Raw genomic sequence first — 23,444 nt, forward strand, 5'->3', positions numbered from 1 at the left:
GACCGGCCAAGGGGGAATTCATGGACACTCTGCCGATGGGGGCAATCGCCGCGCTGGTCGGGCTGATCGGGGGCGCCGTGCTGGGGCTGGCCGCCCGGCTGGGCGATTTCTGCACGCTGGGCGCGCTGGAATCGGCGGCCTATGGCGAAGATCAGCGACGCCTGCGCCTGTGGGGTGTGGTGCTGGCCGTGGCGATCACCGGCGCCTTCGGGGCCGAGGCCCTGGGCTATGCCGATCTGACCGCCAGCTTCTATCAGTCGATCCAGTGGAACCCTCTGGCCTCGATCGTGGGCGGGCTGATGTTCGGCTATGGCATGGCGATGGCGGGCAATTGCGGCTTTGGCGCGCTGGCACGGTTCGGCGGGGGTGATCTGCGCTCGCTCGTGGTGGTGGTGGTGATGGGGATCTTCGCCTTCGTCACCCTGTCCGGGCCGCTGGCGCCGCTACGCATCGCGCTGTTCCCGCAGGTGGATGCCAGCGCACCCCAGGGCATCGCGCATTGGCTGGGCGCACGCACCGGGCTGGCGCCGCTGGTCTTCGCGCTGCCGGCGGCGGCGGCGCTCCTGATCTGGGCGCTGGCCTATGCGCCGCTGCGCGCCGACCGCCGCAAGATCTTTTGGGGCGTGGCGGCGGGGGCAGCCGTGGTCTGGTGTCTGATCGGCACCACGCTGGTGGCCCGCGAAAGCTTTGGCGAGATCGGCGTCGAGGCCCCCTCGTTCACCGCGCCGCTGGGCCGCACGATCCTGTATTTTATGACCTCGACCGCAGGCGGCATCACCTTTTCGGTGGGTCTGGTCGCCGGTGTTCTGGGGGGCGCCTTCCTGGGGTCCATGATCCGCGGGCTGTTCCGCTGGGAGGCCTGCGAGGACCCGCGCGAACTGGGTCGGCAGATCAGCGGCGCCGCCCTGATGGGGATCGGCGGCACGATCGCCCTGGGATGTTCGGTCGGTCAGGGCGTCAGCGCGATGTCGGTGATGGCCTTCTCGGCCCCGGTCACGCTGGCGGCGATCGCCGCGGGCGGGCTGCTGGGCCTGCGCCAACTGATCCGCGGCTTCCAGCCGGATTGAGCCGCACCCGCCGCGCCCCTGTCCGGCACGCCGCGCGGAGCCGAAGCGGTGATTTGAGTATTTATGCCAAGAAGAAGACCATGCGCCCCGCCCCGTCAGGGTCTGGACCTATGCGCTTCTCCTGGCCCAAATACTCCCCGCGGAGCGACCTGTCCGGGCCACAGCCGGTTCCGGCAGGCTAAAGCAAAGGGGGCGCCAGGCGCCCCCCTTTTCGTTTCGTTTTTCTGTCCGGCTCAGGTTTTGAAGATCCGGTAGATCGCCGGAATGACCAGCACCGTCAGCAAGGTCGAGCTGAGCAGCCCGAACAAGAGCGAAATCGCCAGCCCCTGGAAAATCGGGTCCGCCAGGATCACCACCGCGCCGATCATCGCCGCGACCGCGGTCAGCAGGATCGGCTTGAAGCGGATCGCGCCCGCCTCGATCAGGATGTCGATATCCGATTTGCCGGTGCGGTCGGCATGGCGGATGAAATCGACCAGCAGGATCGAGTTGCGCACGATGATCCCCGCCAGCGCGATGAAACCGATCATCGAGGTGGCCGAGAACGGCGCGTGGAAGATCAGGTGCCCCAGCATGATGCCCAGGAAGGTCAGCGGGATCGGCGTCAGGATCACCAGCGGCAGGCGGAACGATCCGAACTGCGCCACCACCAGAATATAGATCCCCAAGAGCGCCACGCCGAAGGCCGCGCCCATGTCACGGAAGGTGACCCAGGTCACTTCCCATTCGCCATCCCACAGCAGGGTGACCTTCTGTTCATCCTCTGGCTGGCCATGCAGGCTGACCTCGGGTTTCTCGCCCGGGGCCCAGTCGATCGACTCCAGCGCATCGGACACCGCGATCATGCCGTAAAGCGGCGCCTCGAACTGCCCCGCCAGTTCGGCGGTGACCATCTCGGCCTCGCGCCCGTTGTGACGGAAGATCGGGAAGCTGGCCTTTTCCTCGGCAATCGAGACCACATCGCCCAGTTCCACCACGCCGCGCGCGCCCGGCAGCAGGTTGGCCGGGATCGGGGTCGAGAGCGTCGCCTCGTCCATCACCCGCGCGGATTTGGAGCGTTCCATCACGATCGGCAGCGGCGCGCGTTCATTGCCGCGGTGGCTGTAGCCCACCGTGGTGGAGCCGTTGAGCAGCGCCAGCGTATCGAAGACATCGCCTTCCGAGACCTCGAAGAACTCCAGATCGTCGGAATTCACCGTGGCCCGCAGTCGGCGCGCCTGCACGCCGAAACTGTCGTCGACATCGACGATATAGGGCACCGATTCAAACGCCTGCCGGATCTTGGCAGCCGCCGCACGCCGGGTTTCGGCATCAGGGCCATAGACCTCGGCCAAGAGCGTCGCGATCACCGGGGGGCCGGGCGGCGGTTCGACCGTCTTCACGCTGGTGCCCGCGGGCAGATCCAGCGCGCCGACCATCTCGCGGATCACCAGCGCCAGATCGTGGCTGGTGCGGTCGCGCTCGGTCTTGTTGGTCAGGTTGATCTGCACATCGCCCTGCCAGGGGTATTGGCGCAGGTAATAGTGCCGCACCAAGCCGTTGAAGTTGAAGGGCGCCGCAGCCCCCGCATGGGTCTGCACCGAAATCACCTCGGGCAGTTTGGTGACCTCGGCGGCGATCTGCTGCGCCACGGCGTCGGTCGCCTCGACACTGGCGCCTTCGGGCAGGTCGATCACCACACTCAGTTCCGACTTGTTGTCGAAGGGCAGCAGCTTGACCGTCACATCCTTGGTGTACAGCAGCCCGAGCGACCCGAAGCTGAGCACGATCGTCGCGCCCAGGAACATCCAGGCCGTGCCCTTGGTTTTCAGCACCGGGCGCGCGACCTTTTCATAAAGCGCGCCAAGCTTGCCGCCATGGTGGCCGTCGTCGTGATGCAGCGGCGCATTGCCCGCGATCTTGACCATCAGCCAGGGCGTGATGATGACCGCCACGAAGAACGAAAAGATCATCGCGGCGCTGGCATTCGACGGGATCGGCGACATGTAGGGCCCCATCAGCCCGCTGACAAACAGCATCGGCAACAGCGCGGCCACCACCGTCAGCGTGGCGACGATGGTCGGGTTGCCGACCTCGGCCACGGCGGCAATCGCCTTGTGAACGCGGTCGCCCGGCCCCTTCATGCCCCAGTGTCGCGCGATGTTTTCAATCACCACGATCGCGTCATCGACCAGAATCCCGATCGAGAAGATCAGCGCGAACAGCGACACCCGGTTGAGCGTGTAGCCCATGATATTGGCCGCAAACAGCGTCAGCAGGATGGTGACCGGAATCACGATCGCCACCACGATGCTTTCGCGCCAGCCGATCGCAAACAGCACCAGCGCGATGATCGAGATCGTCGCCAGCCCCAGGTGGAACAGCAGTTCGTTGGCCTTTTCGTTCGCCGTCTCGCCGTAATCGCGGGTGATCTGCACCTCGACGCCCGCCGGGATCAATTCGCCCTTCAGCTCTTCGACCCGGTGCAGGATCTGCTCGGCCACGACCACCGCGTTGGCCCCCGCGCGTTTCGCAATCGCCAGCGTGACCGCCGGGGTGCGCTGCAGCGTATCGCCGTCGCGGGTGACGTTGGACACGATCTGATCCGAGGTGTCGCCGACATAGGACACCTTCGCCACATCGGCCACATAGACCGGGCGGCCATCGCGCGCGGTCAGCAGAAGGCCCGCGATTTCGGCGGGGGCAACCAGCGTCTGCCCCGCCACCAGGTCGATCTGTTCGCCCTTGTCGCGCAGCTTGCCGGTGCTGAACGACCGGTTCGCCTGCTGCACCTTGTAGCTCAGCGATTGCAGCGTGATGCCGTAAAGCGCCAGCTTTTCGGGGTCGGGCTCGATACGGATCGCCTCGGTCGCCTCGCCGATGATGTAGGTCAGGCCGACATTCTCGATCTTGGTGACCTCGGTCTGCAACTCGCGGGTGATCCGGGTCAGGTCATTGGCGCCCAGCCCGCTGTCCGGCGCGGCCGACAGGGTGAGCGAGACGATCGCCACATCGTCGATGCCGCGCGCCACGATCATCGGCTCGTCGATCCCCACCGGGATGCGATCCATGTTCGCCTTGACCTTTTCATGCACGCGCAGGATCGCCGCATCCGAAGAGGTGCCGACGACGAAGCGCGCCATCACCAGCGCGTAATCGTCCGAGGTCTGGCTGTAGACATGTTCGACCTCGTTGATGCCCTTGACGATGGTCTCCATCGGCTCGGTCACCAGCTTCATCGCGTCTTCGGCCTTCAGACCGGGGGCCTGGATGTGGATGTCCACCATCGGCACCGAGATCTGCGGCTCTTCCTCGCGCGGCAGCGACACCAGCGCCACCAGACCCACGGCAATCGCCGCCAGGATCATCAGCGGCGTCAAGGCCGAACGGATGAAGGCCCGCGTGAGCTTGCCGGCGATACCCAGTTTTTCTTCTGCAATTTCCGGGGCTTCCGGCCCGGCGTTCAGATCACTGCTCATCGCGCACCACCGTCTCGCCGCCGCTCAGACCGGTCACGATCTCGACCATCTCGACACCGTCCACCTGCGTGCGCGTGCCCGGCACGATCACGCGTTCCAGCATGGCACCGTCTTGCTCGACCATGACGAAGTCCAGCCCGGAATGGGTCTTGATCAGATCGGCGGGCAGCAGGATCGCCTCGCGCGTGCCCATCGGCAGACGCACCAGCACCCGCGCATCGACATAGCTCGCGTCCAGATCGGCGACCTCGACATCGGCGATCACGCGGCCATTCTCGATCTGCGGATAGATCTTGGCCAGATGCCCTTCGGCGGTGCCGGTCGCGGTCTCGATGGTGATCGCATCGCCTTCGGCCATCGTGTGGGCGTGACGCTCTGGCACGGAAACGCGCAGGAAGAACCCGCCGCCACCGATCGTGGCCACGGTCTCGCCCGCCATCACCACCGCGCCCTTGGCCACCGGCACGCTCAGCACCCGGCCACTGATCGGCGCCAGAACCGCACCTTCGGTCGCCTGCTGCTCGATCACCTTGCGTTGCGCCTGCTGTGCGGCGATCTGGCCCTCGATCACGTTGACCGCGGTGCGCAGGCTGTCGAGTTGCTGTGCGGTGCTGACGCCGCGGCTCAGCAAGGTCTCGCCCCGGGCCAGTTCGGCCTGGGCATTGGTCAACTGCGCGCCCAGCGATTCCAGCTGCGCATCGACCGCGCCCAGCTGGAACGCGATCTTCTCGTCGACGATGGTACCAAGGGGGGTGCCCGCCTGCACCAGATCGCCCTCGGTCGCGCTCAGCTCGACCAGCGTGCCCCCCAGACGCGCGCGGGCCGGGATCGAATCCTTGGCCTCGACACGGCCGTAGACCGCCTTCCAATCCGTCACCTCGGTCGGTGTGGCAACAAAACCGCCTTCGGCCTTGGCGCCCTGCGGCAGAACCAGCGCCAGCAGCGCCAGCGGCAAGATGATGGATTTCATATCGCGTTCCCTTCCCTTTCGGGTGCAAATCCCCTGACGGGCCACTCCGACCGGAGTATGCATTCCGGTTTTTGAATGTGTGCCCTTTACACCAATATACAACTGCCCCGCAAGCATCCGCGCCTTGACCTGAATCAGCCGCGCGCCCGCCGGGGCTTTCATGCCGCACATTTCCGCGTTAAAGGCGTAAGCGCAACTCAAAGAGGTGAGCCCATGCACGATATCCGCGCCATTCGCGAGACCCCCGCCCAATTCGATGCCGCCCTGGCCCGCCGGGGCGCCGCGCCGATGTCGGAGGCGATCTTGTCGCTGGACGAGGCGCGCCGGGCCGCCATTCTGGCCGCTGAAACCGCGCAGGCCGCCCAGAATGCCGCGTCCAAACAGGTGGGCGCCGCCAAGGCCGCGGGCGATGACGCCGAATTCGAACGGCTGCGCGCGCTGGTCGCCGAGAAGAAGGCCGAAGTGGCCGCGATGCAGGCCGAGGCCGGCCGGCTGGACACCGAGCTGCGCGACATGCTGATGCTGATCCCGAACGCGCTGCTCGACGAGGTGCCCGATGGCGTGGACGAGACCCAGAACGTCGAGGTCCGCAAATGGGGCACGCCGCGCGCCCATGACTTCAAACCGCTCGAACATTACCAGCTGCCCGCCGTAGGTGCCGGTATGGATTTCGAAACCGCCGCCAAACTTTCGGGCGCGCGTTTCGTGGTGCTCAAGGGCGGCGTTGCGCGCGTGCATCGCGCCCTGGCGCAGTTCATGCTCGATCTGCACGGCGAGGAACACGGGCTGACCGAAAACCTGACCCCGGTGCTGGTCCGCCCCGAGGCGATGCTGGGCACCGGCCAGTTGCCGAAATTCGCCGAGGACAGCTATGAAACCACCAATGGCTGGTGGCTGATCCCCACGGCCGAGGTGACGCTGACCAATTTCGTCGCGGGCGCCGTGCTGGAGGAAAGCGCCCTGCCGATCCGCATGTGCGCGCATACCAACTGCTTCCGCTCCGAAGCCGGGTCGGCGGGCAAGGATACGGCCGGCATGCTGCGTCAGCACCAGTTCGAGAAGGTCGAGATGGTGACGATCTGCCATCCCGCCGAGGCGATCGCCGAACACGAACGGATGGTGAAATGCGCCGAAGCGGTTCTGGAACGGCTGAACCTGCCCTATCGCCGGATCGTGCTGTGCGCGGGCGACATGGGCTTCGGCAGCCAGAAGACCTATGACCTCGAAGTCTGGCTGCCCGGCCAGAACACCTACCGCGAGATCAGCTCGGTCTCGACCTGCGGCCCGTTCCAGGCGCGCCGGATGAACGCCCGGTTCAAGCCGCGCGACGGCGGCAAACCGGAATTCGTGGCCACGCTGAACGGCTCTGGCCTGGCCGTCGGGCGCTGCCTGATCGCGGTGCTGGAAAACGGGCAAGAGGCCGACGGCTCGGTCACCCTGCCCGCCGCATTGCATCCCTATCTGGGCGGCAAGACCCGTCTGGTGGATGGCAAGCTCGTCTGAACCTGCTGAACTTGCACAGAAATTCCCTCCGGGTGCGTAATCTTTACGCACCCGGAGGAAACCGCCGTGACAGAATCGTCATATCGCATTAACACTTCCTTCTGGGGGGACGATCAGACTCATACTGGGGGCTGCCATGGACCAGAACCGCCGTGACCTTGATCTTCAGGCTCGCAAGATCCTTGATCTTGGCGCCGACGAAATCCCGAACTTCATCGAAGGACTGCGCGCCCGGAAGGCACTGTCGAAACTGGTCGGCCAGATCAATTCCGCCAGCCTGAGCAGCGATCCGCAGGATCGGCAAGTCGCACAGAAGATGCTCGATCATTTGGGCTTCATCTGAAACCTTGCGCCAGAGGCAGCCATGCCTCCGGCGGGAGTATTTCAGCCAAGAAGAAACCCGCAGCGCGCCAGCCCTGCGGGTTTTGTGATTTCTTCTTGGCACAAATACTCAAAGATCGCGCGCCAAAGGCTCAGTCCTTGGGTTTGCTCGCCAGCCCGCGCGATTTGCGATCTTCGTGCTTCTTCGCATCGACGTGCTTTTTCAGCCGCGAGGGGATCGACTTCTTGCGGTCTTTGTAGGGGTTCTTCGCGCCCTGATCGCGGAAGGTCAACCGGATCGGCGTGCCGGGCATGTCGAAAGCCTCGCGCAACCCGTTGACCAGATAGCGCGAATAGCTTTCGGGCAGCTTGTCGACATGCGTCGCCATCACCACAAATCCCGGCGGCCGGGTCTTGACCTGCGTCATGTAGCGCAACTTGATGCGGCGTCCGCCGGGCGCGGGCGGCGGGTGCGCCTCGGTCATCGCGCCAAGCCAGGTGTTCAGCTTGGCGGTCGAGATCCGGCGGTTCCAGACCTGATGTGCCTTCAGGATCGCATTATGCAGCCGGTCAAGCCCCTTGCCGGTCTTGGCCGAGACGGTGACCATCGGCGCCCCGCGCAGCTGCGGCAGCAGCCGTTCGAACGCCTCGCGCAGTTCCTTCAGCTTCTCGGGTTTGTCTTCTTCCAGATCCCATTTGTTCGCCGCCACGACGACCGCCCGGCCCTCGGTTTCGGCGAAATCGGCGATCCGCAGATCCTGCTGCTCGAAGGGGATCGCCACATCCAGCAGCACCACGACCACCTCGGCAAAGCGCACCGCGCGCAACCCATCGGCCACCGACAGCTTTTCCAGCTTGTCGTTGACCTTGGCGCGCTTGCGCATGCCCGCCGTGTCCCAGATCCGCATCGGCGTGCCCATGAAATCGGTCTGCACCGAGATCGCGTCGCGGGTGATCCCCGCTTCGGGGCCGGTCAGCAGCCGGTCTTCGCCCAGGATCTTGTTGATCAGCGTCGATTTGCCCGCATTCGGGCGCCCGATCACCGCCAGTTGCAGCGGCTTGGCCTTGCTGGGCGCGTGATAGGTGTCTTCGTCTTCCGAGCCTTCCTCGATGTCGACATCGGTTTCGGGCATGTTGGCAGCGTGCTTGGCAGCGAATTCATCGGCCAGCGGCAGCAGCGCGGTGTAAAGGTCGTCAAACCCCTCGCCATGTTCGGCCGAGAGTTTCAGCGGCTCGCCCAGACCGAGGCTCCAGCCCTCGGTGGCGCCGGCATCGCCCGCGTGGCCTTCGGCCTTGTTCGCGGCCAGGATCACATGGGCGTTCTTGCGGCGCAGGATGTCGGCGAAAATCTCATCGGCCGGGGTCACGCCCACCCGCGCGTCGATCACGAACAGGCAGATGTCGGCCTCTTCCACCGCGCGTTCGGTCAGGCGGCGCATCCGGCCCTGCAGGCTGTCGTCCTCGGCCAGTTCCAGCCCCGCCGAATCGATCACGATGAAGCGCAGATCCCCCAGCCGGGCATCGCCTTCGCGCAGGTCGCGGGTCACGCCCGGGGTGTCGTCGACCAGCGCCAGACGCTTGCCGACGAGCCGGTTGAACAGGGTGGATTTGCCCACGTTGGGGCGGCCGACAATGGCCAGAGTGAAGCTCATGATGCCCTCCTTGGGCAGATCGAAGCGCCCCCCTTACACTGCTTTTCGATCAACGGAAAGCGTGAAGCTGCCCGTTCATGCCCACGACATAAAGCACCCGACCCGCCACGACCGGGTTGGTGGCCGCACCGCCGGGGATTTCGGCCTGCCCGATCAGATCGCCCGAGACCGGGTCGAACACCCGCAGCAGACCGTCGGTCGATGCGAGGTAAAGCTTGCCGCCTGCCAGAACCGGCCCGTAATGCGCAAACACCTTGGCCTGTTTCTTGACCTTGTCCTTGACGAAATAGGGCAGATCGCGCGCCCAGACGGTTTCGCCGGTGGCCGCATCCAGCCGCACCAGACGTGCCTCGTCCGATACCAGGAAGACCGCACCGCCCGCCACCTGCACCGGCGACACCGCACCTTCGGTCGCGGTCCAGATCCGTTCGCCCGTATTCACGTCGAAGGCGCCGGTCTTGCCCGAAGACGAGCCCGCATAAACCACATCGCCCAGGATCACCGGATCGCCGGTCAGGTCGGTCACCGTCGCAAAGGCCCGGCCCAGACGGGCCCCCGCGACCTTGCCTTGCCACAGGTTCATGCCGCCTTTTTTCAGCGCCGCGACCATCTCTCCCGAGGGGAAGGGGAACACCACCAGACGGCTGTTCACCGCGGGCGCGGAAACCCCCGTCATCCCCGAGACCGAGGGCGTGCCGGGCAATTGCCACTGCACCTTGCCGTCGCTGCTGCGGACCGCCCAGGCCGAGGAATCGCGGGCGACGACATAGACCAGATCATCGGCCACCGTGGGCGCGCCACCGATCGCCGCATCGAATTCCTGCCGCCAGACCACCTTGCCGGTGGCGGCATCCAGCGCGACCAGCTCGCCAAAGCCGGTGGTCACGAACACCCGGCCTTCGGCAAAGGCGATGCCCCCACCCGAGGCGTCATCGGCATTGTCGCTGGCGGGCGTCAGATCGGCCTGCCACAGCGTCGCGCCGTTCAGCCCGGTCGCGGTGACCAGGGCGCGGCTGTCCATCGTGTAGATACGTCCGGCCGCGACGATCGGGTCGGCGGTGATGCGGTGCTTGCGCCCGGCGCTGGCGCCGATACTGGCAGACCAGATCCGTTCGGTGCCCGCACCCAGTGCGGGGTTGACCAGCGCATGGCTGGCGCTGCCCGCGCGGTGGGTCCACTCGGCATTGGCTTGCGCGGCCGGCAGGCTCAGCGCAGTGGACAAGGCCGTTTCGGGGGCCGCCTCTCCCGCCAGAACCGCGCGCGGATCAATCCGCTCGCCCTGCAAGATCACTTCCTTCTCGCAGGCCGTCAGTGCCACCGCCATGCCCAGCACGGCAATTCCCCGGATCAGCTTCACCGCTTCTTCCCCCTGCATTCGTCCTGACAGCCGCAGATGCGGCGCCCCCGGCGCGGTCCGCGCCGTTTAACTGGCGGCCGGATCGCCCCCGAGCGCCACAATCAACTCTGTTGCGCGCTGTTGCAAGCCCGCCGTCGCCTCTGCATCGCTCAGGATCTGCCGGGCCAGCGCAATCGCCCGGTCGGGATCGCCCGCGGCCAGCGCCGCGTCGGCCTGCGCCTCGATGGCGAGCAGACGATAAGGCGAACCCGGCTGCGCCAGCGCGGCAAGTTCGGCCTCGCGCTCGGCCGGTTCCATTGCCGCGCCGGTCACGATCACCGCCTTCAGCCGCGCCAGATCGCGCAGGCTGGCAGGCGTCGCCGGGTCGGCCGCGATCTGACGATAAGACGCCAAAGCCGCCTCCATATCGCCATCGGCGGTGGCCTCGGCCGCAGCCATCAGCGCAACCACGCTGGCGCGCGCGCCCTCGGCGGAAATCGCCTCGAAGGCCGTGCGCGGCGTATCGGCCTGCACCGCCGCCAGAATCGCATCGCCGAAGGCCTCGGATTCGGCCTGTGCCTTGGCCTTGGTCCATTCGTTGAACCCCGCGCCGCCAACGATCGCCAGCGCCGCGACAACCCCGATCCAACCGTATTTGCGCAGACCCGCGAAGATCTTGTCGCGCCGGACCTCTTCGGTCACCTCGTCAATAAAGCTGTCGGTCTCGTCCACGGGCGGTTCTCCTTCGCTCTGGAGCCTTCTTATACGCATTGCCAAGCCCTTGCCAAGGGCACGCCCGGCCTGCGGCAGAGCGACGCGAAACGCAAGGCCGATTTGCCTTGAGCGCAAAGTGACCCCAACGTAAGGTGAACCGGGTCGTTCATTGTGGCCCCGTAAAACACCCGTTTCTGTATTGTAAATCCGGAGCCTTCCGATGAAATTCATTCCCCTCGTCAACGCGGTTCTGGTCAGTGCAACGCTCTACGCACTGGTCTTCGAACGCGACCGGCTGATGGGATTTGTCGGCAGCCCCCCGGCCCCCGAAACCGCCACCCCCGCCGAGGCGCCGCCGCAACAGGCGGTGGCGGTGCAGGCGGTGCATTCGGTCGCGCGCCCGGTCGATCAGGCGGTGCTGACCCGCGGCCAGACCGAGGCCGCGCGCCGGGTCGAGGTGCGTTCGGAAACCAGCGCGCGGGTGATCTCGGACCCGTTGCGGCGCGGCGCCGAGGTGCGGGCCGGCGATGTGCTGTGCCAGCTTGATCCCGGCACCCGGCTGGCGGCCCTGGCCGAGGCGCGCGCAAAACTGACAGAGGCGCAGCTGAACGCCACCGCCGCCGAAAAGCTGCAGGCGGGCGGCTATCGCTCGGAGACCGCCGCGGCGGCGGCCACGGCCAGCCTGCAAGAGGCACAGGCCGGGCTGGAGGCCGCCACGCGCGAAATCGGGCGGCTGACCATCACCGCGCCCTTCGACGGGATTTTGGAAGACGACAGCGCCGAACTGGGCAGCCTGCTGAGCGCGGGCAGCCTGTGTGCCACGGTCATTGCGCTGGACCCGATCCGGCTGGTGGGCTTCGTGGCGGAAACCGAAATCGACCGCATCGCGCCGGGGGCCCCGGTCGCGGCACGGCTGGCGACGGGGCGCGAGGTGACCGGGCAGGTCACCTATCTGTCACGGTCCGCCGATGCCACCACCCGCACCTTCCGCATCGAGGCCGCGGTCGACAACCCCGACCGCACGATCCGCGAGGGTCAGACCGTCGAGATGCGGATCATGGCCGAGGGCACGCAGGCACATTTCCTGCCGGCTTCGGCGCTGACGCTGAACGATGCGGGCGATCTGGGGCTGCGGGTCGCGCAGGATGGCGTGGCGCGCTTCCTGCCCGCCACCTTCCTGCGCGACACCCCCGAGGGCGTGTGGCTGACCGGCCTGCCCGCGGCGATCGACGTGATCGTGGTCGGGCAGGATTATGTGACCGACGGCACCGCGCTAACCGTCACCCTGCGCGACACGCCCCCCGCAGCAACGGTGCCGGAGCCGCAACAATGAGCGGGCTGATCGACTGGGCCGCCGCCCGGGCGCGCATGGTCCTGGCCTTCGTCGCGATGACGGTGATCGCAGGGCTGTTCGCCTATACCGGCCTGCCCAAGGAAGGCGAGCCGGATATCGAAATCCCGACGCTGTTCATCTCGGTCCCCTTCCCCGGCATTTCCGCCGCCGACAGCGAGAAATTGCTGGTCAAGACGATGGAAACCGAACTGGCCGATCTGGACGGGCTGAAAACCATGTCCGGCACCGCGCTGGAAAACTATGCCGGGCTGATGCTGGAATTCGATTTCGGCTGGGACAAGACCAAGATCATCGCCGATGTGCGCGATGCGATGAACACGGCCGAGGGCAAATTCCCGGACGGGGCCGAGAAATACACGATCAACGAGATCAACTTCTCGGAATTTCCGGTGGTCGTCGTCACCCTGTCGGGCCGCGCGTCCGAACGCACCCTGCTGCGGCTGGCCAAGGAGTTGCAGGACCGGCTTGAAGGGCTCGAACCCGTGCTCGAGGCCACGCTGGCAGGCCACCGCGATGAAATGGTCGAGGTGCTGATCGACCCGCTGCGGCTGGAGGCCTATAACGTCACCGCGCCCGAACTGATTGCGGTGGTGCAGCAAAACAACCAGCTGATCGCGGCGGGCGAGATCGAAACCCCGGGCGGTGCCTTCTCGGTCAAGATCCCGTCCAGTTTCGACACGGCTGCCGACATCTACGCCCTGCCGGTGAAAACCAATGGCGAACGGGTGGTGACACTGGGCGATCTGGCCGAAATCCGGCTGACCTTCGAGGACCGCACCGGCACCGCGCGCTTCAACGGCAAGTCGACCGTCGCGCTGCAGATCGTCAAGCGCAAGGGCTACAACATCATCGACACGGTGGCGCTGGTGCGCGACACGGTGGCGGCAGAACAGGCGCGCTGGCCCGCCGCCCTGCAAGAGGCGGTGGATGTCGGTGTCTCGCTCGATCAGTCCAAGACCGTGGGCGCGATGGTCAGCCAGCTGGAAGGCTCTGTGCTGACCGCGATTGCGCTGGTGATGATCGTGGTGCTGGCGACGCTGGGCACCCGCTCGGCGCTGCTGGTCGGCTTCTCGATCCCGACCTCGTTTTTGCTGACCTTCCTTCTGCTGGGCGCAATGGGGGTGGCGATTTCCAACATCGTGATGTTCGGGCTGATCCTGGCGGTGGGGATGCTGGTTGATGGCGCCATCGTGATCGTCGAATATGCCGACATGCGGATCGCCCAAGGCGCCGGCCCGATGCGCGCCTATACCGAAGCCGCGCGGCGGATGTTCTGGCCCGTAGTCAGTTCGACCGCCACCACGCTGTGTGCCTTTCTGCCGATGCTGTTCTGGCCGGGCGTGCCGGGCGAGTTCATGGGGATGCTGCCCGTGACCATCATCTTCGTGCTGTCGGCCAGTCTGGTCGTTGCGCTGATCTATGTGCCGGTTGTGGGCGGCGTCGCCGGGCGGATTTCGCGCCGCCTGCACATGATCGCGCAGGTTTTCGCGGGCTGGCCGCTGGCCGCGCGGCTGGCGCTGGCGTCTGTGGCGCTGGCGGGGGTGTTCGTGGGGGGGCTGGCGCTTCTTAACCCCGGGCTGCTGGGCGTTCAGGGCAGCGGCTGGCGCGCGGCGATCCCGGGGGCGATCCTGTTCACGCTGGCCACGATGGCCGCCTCGGTCGCCTTTACGGCCCTCCGGCCCGCGCGCGGGCCGCAGCCGGTCGAACCGGCCTATCAGCGCCGCCTGTTTGGCCATTTCACCGCCGCCATCGCGGGCAACCCGGTGATGCCGCTGGTGGTTCTGGCCGCGGTGGTCGGCGCGGTCGTCTTCATCTTCGGCTATTACGGCCAGCACAACAACGGCACCCAGTTCTTCACCGACAGCGAGGTCGAACAGGGCATCATCTATGTCCGCGCCCGCGGCAACCTGAGCCTGGACGAAAAAGACACGCTTCTGCGCGCGGCAGAGGCGCAGGTTCTGGGCACACCGGGCGTGGCGGCGGTGTTTTCCTTCGCGGGCGAAGGCGGGCTCAATCAGAACACCGGCGGCGCCGTCGCCCCGCGTGACACCATCGGCCAGATCCAGGTCGAAATGACCCGCTGGGAAGACCGGCGCGACGATCCGGGCTTTCAGACCGGCCAGCAGATCATGGAAGGCATCATGGCCCGGATCGGCACGATCCCCGGGATCAAGGCCGAGTTTCTGGCGCAGGACCGCGGCCCCGCCTCGGGCAAGCCGATCCAGTTGCGCCTGAAGGGCGACGATTTCACCACGCTCGGACAGGCGGTCGACTATGTCGAGGCGCATCTGGCCGGCATGCGCGGCATCACCGCGATCGAGGACACCCGCCCCCTGCCCGGCATCGACTGGGAAATCGACGTGGACGTGACCCGCGCAGGCCGCTTCGGCGCGGATGTCGCCACCGTGGGCGGGATGGTGCAGCTGGTCACGCGCGGCATCTTGCTGGATACGATGCGGGTCGACAGCTCGGACGAGGAAATCGACATCCGCGTGCGCCTTCCCGAAGGGGACCGGGTTCTCAGCACGCTCGATACGCTGAAACTGCGCACCGCGCAGGGGCTGGTGCCGCTGGCCAATTTCATCACCCGCACCCCGGTGCCGAAACTCGGGCGCATCGACCGGGTCGATCAGACCCGCTATTTCGACGTGAAGGCCGATGTGCTCGACGGGTTGGTGAATGACGCAGGCGCGCCGATCAACGGCAACGAGCGGATCGCGGCCTTGGGCAAATGGCTGGAAACAGAGGCGCAATTGCCAGCCGGGGTCAGTTGGGAATGGGCGGGCGACATGGTCGACCAGTCCGAAAGCCAGGCCTTCCTGACCACCGCCTTTGCCGGTGCGCTGGCGCTGATGTTCGTGATCCTGCTGGCGCAGTTCAACAGTTTTTACAACGCGGTGCTGGTCCTGCTGGCCGTGATCCTGTCCACCGCCGGGGTGCTGGTCGGCATGCTGGTGATGGGCCAGCAGTTTTCGATCATCATGACCGGGGTCGGCATCGTCGCGCTGGCCGGGATCGTGGTGAACAACAACATCATCCTGATCGACACATTTCAGGAATTTTCCCGCTACATGCCCCCGATCGAGGCGGTGATCCGCACTGCGGAACAACGCCTGCGCCCGGTCGCGCTGACCACGATCACCACGATGGCGGGGCTGGCGCCGATGATGTTCGGGCTGAGCCTCGATTTCTTTAACGGCGGCTATTCGGTCGACAGCCCGACCGCGCTGTGGTGGAAGCAACTGGCAACGGCGGTGGTCTTCGGGCTGGGTATCGCCACGGTGCTGACGCTGATCCTGACGCCCGCGCTGCTGGCGATCCGCATCTGGTTCGGGCGCGGCGCCTATCGCAGCCTGCACGCGCTGTCGGCCTTCCTGCAGGGCAATGACAGCCGCGCCGCCCGCGATCTGGCGCTGGAACGCGCGACCCGAAAACTGGGCGGGGCGCAGATCCTGTGGGAAGACCAGCCGCAGATCAGCCAGGACAAGACGCCGCCCGCCCTGCCGCACGGCCCCGCCTGAGCGCAAATCGCGCCTCGCGCGCCTCAGCGCAGGCGGCGGGTGATCCGGGCGGCCTGGCGCGCGCGTTTCACCGCCGCGCGGGCGTTTTGCGCCTGCTTGCGTTCCTCGGGTGTCATCTGGGCCTGCGATTTGCCCTTGCCCGCCGCCATGTCGATGCCCTTGGTGATGCCAAGGTTCAGCAGGCGGCGCATGATCGTGTTGATCGCCGTGGTAATCAGCCGGTCCAAAGTCATTGCGTCCTCTTCATTCCTCGAAAAGTTCCGACTGGCCGCTGAGGCTGGCGTCGGCCTCGTCCTCCTCGCGGTCCGTGCCCGGCATCGGGCGGCTGTCCAGCAACCCGGCCGCGCGCAGTTCCTTCAGCCCCGGCAGGTCGCGCGCGGATTCCAGACCGAACTGGTCCAGAAACTCGGGCGTCACGACAAAGGTTACCGGGCGGCCCGGCGTCATCCGGCGGCGGCCAAAGCGAATCCAGTCCATCTCCAGCAACTGGTCGATGGTGCCCCGGCTGACCGCGACGCCGCGAATTTCCTCGATCTCGGCGCGGGTCACAGGCTGATGATAGGCGATGATCGCCAGCGTCTCGATCGCCGCACGGCTCAGCTTGCGATGCTCGACCGTTTCCTTTTGCATCAGGAAGGCCAGATCGGGCGCGGTGCGCAGCGCCCAGGCCTCGCCGACCTTGACCACCCGCACACCGCGCCCTTCATAGCGGCGGCGCAGATGGGCCAGCGCCTCGGCCGGATCGCAGCCATGGGGCATGCGTTCTTCCATCTCGCGCAGGCTCACGGGCTCGGGCGAGGCGAACAGGATCGCCTCGACCATGCGCTCCTGCTCGGCGATCGGCGGGGCGTCAAACAGCGAGGGGGCGGTTTTGTCGGTCATGTGCTGCGCGGTGTAGTGCGGGCGCGGATAGAAATCGGCGCGAAGGTTTCGGATTGGCGGATCTCGATATGGCCCTGCTTGGCCAGTTCAAGAGAGGCCGCGAAAGTGGCCGCGGTGGCCGAGCGGCGGCGTTTGGGATCACCGCCCCAGCCTTCGGGCAGATAGCTGACCAGATCGGTCCAGCTGCCGGCAAACCCGATCAGCCCGCGCATCCGGTCCAGCGCCTGTTCCATTGTGAAAACATCCTTGCGATCAAACGCATAGGGGCGGAATTCGTCGCGTGTGCGGATCCGGGCGTAGGCCTGCATCAGATCCAGAAGGCTGGCCGAATAGCGAACCTGACGCACCAGCGCCACCTCTTCGCTGCGCCCCCGGGCAAAGAAATCGCGGCCCAGACGATCGCGCGCCATCAGCTGCGCCGCCGCCTCGCGCATCGCCGCCAGCCGCTCCAGCTGGAAGGCCAGATGCGCGGCCATGTCTTCGGCACTGGGGCCTTCGGCACCCGGTTCAGGCGGCAGCAGCAGGCGCGATTTCAAAAACGCCAGCCAGGCCGCCATCACCAGATAATCGGCCGCCAGTTCGATACGCAGCGCCCGCGCCTTGTCGACGAAACGCAGATATTGTTCGGCCAACTGCAGCACCGAAATCCGCCGCAGGTCCACCTTCTGCGTGCGCGACAGCGTCAGCAGCAGGTCGAGCGGCCCCTCGAACCCCTCGACATCGACGATCAGCGCCTCGGCCTGCAGCCGGTCGCTGATGCTTTGTGCCTCGAACAGATGGGTTTCGGGTTCAGCCATGCTCCGCGCCATTCAGAAGGCTTTCAAGTTCAGCCTCCAGCGCGCACATGTCAACCGCCTCGGGCGCCACGCGTTGCACCAGTGCCGCTTCGGCCCGGGTGGCGGCGGCGGGCGTCATCGTTCCGGCGGCCCCCGCCACGGCAACCATGGCGGGCAGATCGCCCTTGCAATGCAGCACCACATCGCACCCCGCCGCGATCGAGGCGTGCGCGCGTTCGGCCATGCTGCCCGCCAGCGCCTCCATCCCGATGTCGTCGGTCATCAGCAGGCCCTGAAACCCGATCTGCTCGCGGATCAGCCCGATCATCCGGGGCGATTGCGTGGCGGGGGCCTCGTCGAAGGCGGTGTAGCGGATATGCGCGGTCATCCCCATCGGCATGTCGGCCAGCGCGGCGAAGGGCGCGAAATCGCTGGCCGCCAATTCCTCGGCGGGCGCATCCACCACGGGCAGGTGCAGATGGCTGTCAGCCTCGGCCCGGCCATGACCGGGGATATGCTTGACCACCGGCAGAACGCCCCCCGCCAGCAGGCCTTCGGCGGTGGCGCGGGCATTGCGGGTGACGGTGGCGGCATCGGTGCCGAAACAGCGGTTGCGCAGAAACGGATGGGTGCGCGGCCCGGCAATGTCGCAGGTGGGCGCACAATTGGCGTCGATCCCCACCGAGCGCAATTCCGCGGCCTGCAGGCGTGCCCGCAGCCACAGGTGACGTTCGGCACCGGGCAAGGCAGCCTGATCAAGCGGCGCCATCCATTCGCGCCAGTGCGGGGCGCGCAGACGCTGCACCCGACCGCCTTCCTGATCAATCAGGATCGGCGCGTCGCGCCCCACCGCAGCGCGCAGATCGGCACAGAGCGCGCGCAGCTGATCGGGGGTGTCGACATTGCGGGCAAACAGGATGAAGCCCCAGGGGTCGGCGTCGCGGAAAAACGCGGCCTCGTCGGCGCCCAGGCGCAGTCCGGCACAGCCGAAAATCGTGGCGCCAGCGGTCATCAGCGCACCAGCGCGGGGATACAATTGGTCTGTTCGGCGACAAGCGCCGCGCAGAACCGGCGCGCCTCGTCGACATTGTCGAAGCCCTGCACGCGCAGCCGGTAGAAGGTGCGTCCGCCCGAGGATGCTTGCTGCACCACGCGTTTCTTGCCGGCCATCAGCGCCTCGAACCGGGTTGCGACCCGGTCCCATTCCTTGCGCGCGATTTCAGGGCTGTCGAAGGCGCCCAGTTGCACCAGCCGGGTGCCTTCGGGCAGGCTGGCGGGGTCGAGATCGACCACCTCGGGCGCCGCCCCGCCCAGGGCCGCAGCGACCTCGGCGGCGGCACTTTCGGCCACCAGATCCAGCGCCGGACGCGGCAGCGGGCGCGGCGATGCGGTGACGCCCGGCACCGTGACCGGGATCGCATCGGCGGATTGCGGCATGGCAGCGGTTTCAACCGTGGCCTCGGCGGCGGGATCGGGCGCGGTTGTCTCATTGGGCAGAACGGCCGCCCCTTCGACCTCGGCCTGCGCGGCCTCGGCATCGGGCAGCGCCTCGGGCTGCAGGGCCAAGGCCGTCGCACCCGCCGGCAGATCGGCCACCGGCAGCGCGGGCGCCGCGGCGGGCATCGGGACAGCCTCGGGCGCGGGACGGCGCGGGTTGGGTAGCGGCGCCAGTTTCGTCATCGGCTGGTCGGCGTCGGTCAGATCGGCGGGCTCGGGGGCGAGCATGACCTGATCGGGGGCAGGCGCGGCCACCCCGGTGCCCGCCACCGCATTCACCGAAAGCCCGACATGACGCGCCAGATCCCCACCCGGATCTTCGGGCGCGATACGGGCAGGCCCTTCCAGCGCGCGGATCACCGGAACCCCGGTCACATCGCGCACCGCCAGCTTGTAGCCCCAGACCACCACACCAAGGATCAACGCAATCGAGGTTGCCGCCCCGGCATATTGCACCAGACGCGATGCGGGGGCCACGACGGGCTGCGGCGCGGAAGGCTCCGCGCCGTCATAGCCGTAAGCGCCGCTGTTGCGGTACTGCATGCTCGCCATCTCTGCCTCGCCGCCGGCTCGCCCGGCCTTACTGCCAATCACCCGGCGGCGGCGCGCTTCAGCGCATCTCTTCGGCCGGGGTCACGCCCAGAATAGCAAGGCCTGCGGAAATAACAACGGCACAGGCCCGGGCCTGGGCGATTTTCGCCGAGGTCGCGGCCACGTCGCCGTCCTGCACGAAGCGCAGGCCGGGTTCGTCATTGCCACGATGCCACAGCGCGTGCAGGTCCGACGCGATGTCATACAGGAAGAACGCGATCCGGTGCGGTTCGTTCGCGCGCGCAGCGATTTCCACCTGACGCGGCCATTCGGCAATCTTCTTGGCCAGCGCCAGTTCGGCCTCGTGGGTGTTACGCGACAGATCGGCGCCGATCAGCGCGGCGTCGGACACGTCGATGCCCAGTTCCGCCGCCTTGCGCAGCACCGAGGCCACGCGGGCATGCGCATATTGCACATAGAAGACCGGGTTGTCCTTGGACTGTTCCAGCACCTTGTCGAAATCGAAATCCAGCGGCGCGTCGTTCTTGCGGGTCAGCATGTGGAACCGGGTGACCCCTGCCCCCGCCTGCTCGACCACATCGCGGAGCGTCACGAAAGTGCCCGCGCGTTTGCTCATCTTGAAGGGTTCGCCATTCTTGAACAGCTTGACCAGCTGGATCAGCTTGATGTCGAGCGAGACCTTGTTCTCGCTCAGCGCCGCGACGGCGGCCTTCATCCGCTTGACATAGCCGCCATGGTCCGCGCCGAACACGTCGATCAGCTGATCGAAGCCGCGCGCGATCTTGGTCCAGTGATAGGCGATGTCGGGGGCGAAATAGGTCCAGCTGCCATCCGATTTCTTGACCGGGCGATCCACGTCATCGCCGAACGCGGTCGAGCGGAACAGCACCTGTTCGCGTTCTTCCCAGTCTTCGGGCAGCTTGCCTTTCGGCGGCTCCAGCGTGCCGGTATAGATCAGGCCCAGATCTTCCAGCCGCTGCAGCGCCGCCTCGATCTGGCCGGTGCCGTAAAGCGCCTTTTCGGACGAGAAGACATTCATCTTCACCCCCAGAAGCGCCAGGTCGGCCCGGATCATATCCATCATCGCGTCGGTCGCGAAGGTGCGGATGTCGGCCAGCCAGTCCTCTTCGGGCTTGTCCAGCAGGCTGGTGCCGTATTTTTCCTTCAGCGCCTCGCCCACGGGGATCAGGTAATCGCCGGGATACAGCCCCTCGCGGATCTCGGGTTCCAGCCCGCAGGCCTCGCGATAGCGCTCATAGGCCGAGCGCGCCAGCACATCGACCTGCGCGCCGCCGTCGTTGATGTAATATTCCCGCGTGACATCGTAGCCCGCGAAATCCAGCAGGGCCGCCAGCGCATCGCCAAAGACCGCGCCCCGGGTATGGCCCACATGCATCGGGCCGGTGGGGTTGGCCGAGACATATTCGACATTGACCCGAACGCCCCGCCCCAGCGTCGAACGCCCGAAGGCCGGACCCGCGGTCAGGGCGGCGCGCAGCACCTCGGCCCAGACGCCCGGCTCCAGCCGCAGGTTCAGGAAGCCCGGGCCCGCCACCTCGGCCGCGGCGATGCGCGGATCGGCGGCCAGCTTCGCGGCCAGCGCCTCGGCGATGTCGCGCGGCTTCAGACCGGCGGGCTTGGCCAGCACCATCGCGGCATTGGTCGCCATATCGCCATGCAGCGCATCGCGCGGCGGTTCCACCGCCACATTGGCGAAATCAAGGCCCGCGGGCAGCTGCCCTTCGGCAATCAGGGTGTCCAGCGCGGCGATCACGGCACCGCGGATATCGGCAAAGAGGTTCATTTCAGGCATCCTTCGTTGCCCTTCCCCTGCCAGAGCCAGCGTCCCGCGTCAATGGTCAGCCCGGGACACGGGCCGCCCGCACCACAGGGATGCCCGCAACCGCCGCGCGATCTGCCCTGTCCGGCCGCCCCTTCAAGGCAGCGGTGCGGCCGGGGCCGGGGCGGGCGTATCAGATGCTGCGGGTTGCGGAACGACGGGCGCATCCTGCGCCTCGGGCGGCAGCAGCGCCAGAATGCGCTGGCCCGGCTCGGCTTTCATCGTGTCGGTGTCGCTGACGAAGCGCAGCGCGCCCTTGGCGTCGATGCGCAAGATCGCCAGCGCCCCGGGACGTTTGGCCCGCCAGTCGTCAAGCCGGTATTCCTCGGTCAGGCGGGTCAGGCGGAAGCGCCAACCCTGATCGAGCAGATCCTCGAACGCCGCCAGCGTGCGCCCGCCACCGAAGGGCCGCCCGCCCAGTTGCTTGGGCAGTGCATGACGCGGGCGGTCTTCCTTCTGGCGGGCGATCTGCCAGACCGCCTCGCGGCCCAGCTCCGGCGCCAGATCGGTAGCCACAAGCGTGTTGTAGGCGTCATTGTCGGTCGCCGCCAGCACCGTGCCGAAACTGAGCAATTCGATGCTGTCCTCGGCCGCCTCGCCCAGCACGTCGCCATAGAAGGTGCGCAAACCGGCGGCGCGCGGGCGGATCAGATGGGCGTGGTTCGGATCGGTGATCAGCACCGGCAGATCGGCCTTGGCCAGGGTCTGCGCCAGATCGGTGGTGAAGCGCGAACCGCCCACGATCAGCAGCCCCGGCGCATCCGTCCCGGCCAGCCCGAAGCGCCGCGCCATCGGCCCCAGCGTGAAGCCGTGCAGCACAACCGTGGACAGCACCAGGATGAAGGCCAGCGGCCCGATGCGCGCGCCATCCGCCACGCCCGCCTCGGCCAGCCGCTGCCCGAACAGCCCCGCCACCGCCACCAGCACGACCCCGCGCGGGCCGGTCAGCGCGATGAAGGCCCGCTCGCGCCAGGGCAACGCCGTGCCGAGCAGCGCCAGCAGCACCGTTGCGGGCCGCGCCAGCAGGATCACCGCCCCCACGAAAGCCGCCGCGCGCCAGTCCAGCTGCGCGACCTGCGCCAGATCGAGCCCGGCCGCCAGCAGGATGAACACCCCCGAGACCAGCAGAACGGTCGCATGTTCCTTGAACCTGCGCAGTTCCGTCATCGAGGGCAGATCGGCATTGGCGATCACCAGCCCCATCACCGTCACCGCCAGCAGCCCGCTTTCATGCAGCACCGCATCCGAGACCGCGAAAACGGCAAGCAGCGTGACGAACAGCACCGGCACCTTCATGTATTCCGGCACCAGCCCGCGCCGGAACGCCCGGGCGATGCCGAAATAGCCCGCAGCGGCCCCCAGAGCGGCCGCAAAACCGATGCCAATGGCCAGATCCAGCACCGCCTCGGTCACACCAAGCCCCGAATGCAGCACCAGCACCACCTCGAAGGCCAGCACCGCGGCCAGCGCGCCGATCGGATCGTTGACGATCGCTTCCCATTGCAGCAGTTGCGCCGGGCGACGCGCCAGCCGCGCCTGCCGCAGCAGGGGCGCGATCACGGTCGGCCCGGTGACGATCATGATGCCGCCAAAGACGGTGGCGGCCTCCCAGCTCAGCCCTGCAGCATAGACCAGCGCCAGCGTCGACATCAGCCACCCCAGCGGCGCACCGATCAGCACCAGCCGCCTGACCCCGGCGCGGGCATCGCCCAGCCGGTGCAGATCAAGGCTCAGCCCACCCTCGAACAGGATCACCGCCACGGCCAGCGAAATCAACGGCCCGGTCAGCGCGCCGAAATCCCGCGCCGGGATCAGCAGCCCCAGCCCCGGCCCGACCAGCAGACCAACCGCCAGCATCAGCACGATCGCCGGCAGCCGCAGCCGCCAGGCCAGCCACTGCGCCCCGACCCCGCAGACCCCCACCAGCGCGAAAGCCATCACCGGGCCAAGCCCTGCCGCCACCTCTGTCGCCATCGTCTGCCGTCCTCCAGTTCGCCCAAA

The 23,444-nt window shown here is 67.1% G+C and carries 17 protein-coding genes; 5 read left to right on the plus strand and 12 right to left on the minus strand.

Annotated features, from left to right (window positions below):
* Positions 1–20 precede the first annotated feature (20 nt).
* The gene (locus P2G62_RS00590; RefSeq protein WP_275732905.1) at positions 21–1,067 is read left to right on the plus strand and encodes a YeeE/YedE family protein; all 1,047 of its coding nucleotides are present in this window, start codon (positions 21–23) and stop codon (positions 1,065–1,067) included.
* 233 nt (positions 1,068–1,300) lie between these two features.
* On the opposite strand, the gene P2G62_RS00595 is transcribed toward P2G62_RS00590, so the two are convergent.
* Both P2G62_RS00595 and P2G62_RS00600 read right to left on the minus strand, forming a co-directional pair.
* Entirely contained in the window at positions 1,301–4,486 is a 3,186-nt protein-coding gene (locus tag P2G62_RS00595) for an efflux RND transporter permease subunit (RefSeq protein ID WP_275733207.1), read from the minus strand.
* 28 nt (positions 4,487–4,514) lie between these two features.
* Positions 4,515–5,495, minus strand: coding sequence for an efflux RND transporter periplasmic adaptor subunit (locus P2G62_RS00600; protein WP_275732906.1), 981 nt, complete (start codon positions 5,493–5,495; stop codon positions 4,515–4,517).
* Between the two features lie 213 nt (positions 5,496–5,708).
* Between P2G62_RS00600 and serS the strand changes: the two genes are divergently transcribed.
* Complete coding sequence (gene serS, locus P2G62_RS00605; RefSeq protein ID WP_275732907.1) at positions 5,709–6,998, plus strand: serine--tRNA ligase; 1,290 nt, start codon at positions 5,709–5,711, stop codon at positions 6,996–6,998.
* Between the two features lie 136 nt (positions 6,999–7,134).
* Positions 7,135–7,341: a hypothetical protein gene (locus P2G62_RS00610; RefSeq protein ID WP_275732908.1), complete on the plus strand. Its 207-nt coding sequence runs from the start codon at positions 7,135–7,137 to the stop codon at positions 7,339–7,341.
* Between the two features lie 130 nt (positions 7,342–7,471).
* On the opposite strand, the gene der is transcribed toward P2G62_RS00610, so the two are convergent.
* The 3 genes from der to P2G62_RS00625 are packed head-to-tail and all read right to left on the minus strand — an operon-like array spanning position 7,472 to position 11,039.
* A complete protein-coding gene (der, locus tag P2G62_RS00615; RefSeq protein ID WP_275732909.1) occupies positions 7,472–8,971 on the minus strand; it encodes a ribosome biogenesis GTPase Der in 1,500 nt (499 codons plus the stop codon).
* 49 nt (positions 8,972–9,020) lie between these two features.
* The gene (locus tag P2G62_RS00620; protein WP_275732910.1) at positions 9,021–10,346 is read right to left on the minus strand and encodes a PQQ-like beta-propeller repeat protein; all 1,326 of its coding nucleotides are present in this window, start codon (positions 10,344–10,346) and stop codon (positions 9,021–9,023) included.
* A 48-nt stretch (positions 10,347–10,394) separates the two neighbouring features.
* Complete coding sequence (locus P2G62_RS00625; RefSeq protein WP_275732911.1) at positions 10,395–11,039, minus strand: hypothetical protein; 645 nt, start codon at positions 11,037–11,039, stop codon at positions 10,395–10,397.
* Positions 11,040–11,241: 202 nt separating this feature from the next.
* Between P2G62_RS00625 and P2G62_RS00630 the strand changes: the two genes are divergently transcribed.
* Positions 11,242–12,354, plus strand: a complete 1,113-nt coding sequence (locus tag P2G62_RS00630) for an efflux RND transporter periplasmic adaptor subunit (RefSeq protein WP_275732912.1) — start codon at positions 11,242–11,244, stop codon at positions 12,352–12,354.
* The gene (locus P2G62_RS00635; RefSeq protein ID WP_275732913.1) at positions 12,351–15,896 is read left to right on the plus strand and encodes an efflux RND transporter permease subunit; all 3,546 of its coding nucleotides are present in this window, start codon (positions 12,351–12,353) and stop codon (positions 15,894–15,896) included. The genes P2G62_RS00630 and P2G62_RS00635 overlap by 4 nt, the downstream gene beginning before the upstream one ends.
* A gap of 23 nt (positions 15,897–15,919) precedes the next feature.
* On the opposite strand, the gene P2G62_RS00640 is transcribed toward P2G62_RS00635, so the two are convergent.
* The 7 genes from P2G62_RS00640 to P2G62_RS00670 all read right to left on the minus strand — a co-directional run bounded on the left by P2G62_RS00640 (position 15,920) and on the right by P2G62_RS00670 (position 23,417).
* Positions 15,920–16,129 (minus strand): hypothetical protein, encoded by a 210-nt coding sequence (locus P2G62_RS00640; protein WP_275732914.1) that lies wholly within the window; start codon positions 16,127–16,129, stop codon positions 15,920–15,922.
* A gap of 10 nt (positions 16,130–16,139) precedes the next feature.
* Complete coding sequence (gene scpB, locus P2G62_RS00645) at positions 16,140–16,778, minus strand: SMC-Scp complex subunit ScpB (protein WP_275732915.1); 639 nt, start codon at positions 16,776–16,778, stop codon at positions 16,140–16,142.
* The gene (locus P2G62_RS00650) at positions 16,775–17,575 is read right to left on the minus strand and encodes a ScpA family protein (RefSeq protein ID WP_275732916.1); all 801 of its coding nucleotides are present in this window, start codon (positions 17,573–17,575) and stop codon (positions 16,775–16,777) included. Before P2G62_RS00650 ends, scpB begins: the two co-directional genes overlap by 4 nt.
* Positions 17,568–18,566: a glycoside hydrolase family 3 N-terminal domain-containing protein gene (locus P2G62_RS00655; protein WP_275732917.1), complete on the minus strand. Its 999-nt coding sequence runs from the start codon at positions 18,564–18,566 to the stop codon at positions 17,568–17,570. The genes P2G62_RS00650 and P2G62_RS00655 overlap by 8 nt, the downstream gene beginning before the upstream one ends.
* On the minus strand, positions 18,566–19,603 hold the full coding sequence (locus P2G62_RS00660; protein ID WP_275732918.1) for an SPOR domain-containing protein: 1,038 nt from the start codon (positions 19,601–19,603) through the stop codon (positions 18,566–18,568). Before P2G62_RS00660 ends, P2G62_RS00655 begins: the two co-directional genes overlap by 1 nt.
* Positions 19,604–19,661: 58 nt before the next feature.
* On the minus strand, positions 19,662–21,407 hold the full coding sequence (gene argS, locus P2G62_RS00665) for an arginine--tRNA ligase (RefSeq protein ID WP_275732919.1): 1,746 nt from the start codon (positions 21,405–21,407) through the stop codon (positions 19,662–19,664).
* A 132-nt stretch (positions 21,408–21,539) separates the two neighbouring features.
* Positions 21,540–23,417 (minus strand): sodium:proton antiporter, encoded by a 1,878-nt coding sequence (locus P2G62_RS00670; RefSeq protein WP_275732920.1) that lies wholly within the window; start codon positions 23,415–23,417, stop codon positions 21,540–21,542.
* Between the last annotated feature and the right edge of the window lie 27 nt (positions 23,418–23,444).

It is taken from the genome of Paenirhodobacter sp. CAU 1674 (assembly GCF_029222945.1).
In the GTDB taxonomy this organism is placed as follows: domain Bacteria; phylum Pseudomonadota; class Alphaproteobacteria; order Rhodobacterales; family Rhodobacteraceae; genus Rhodobacter.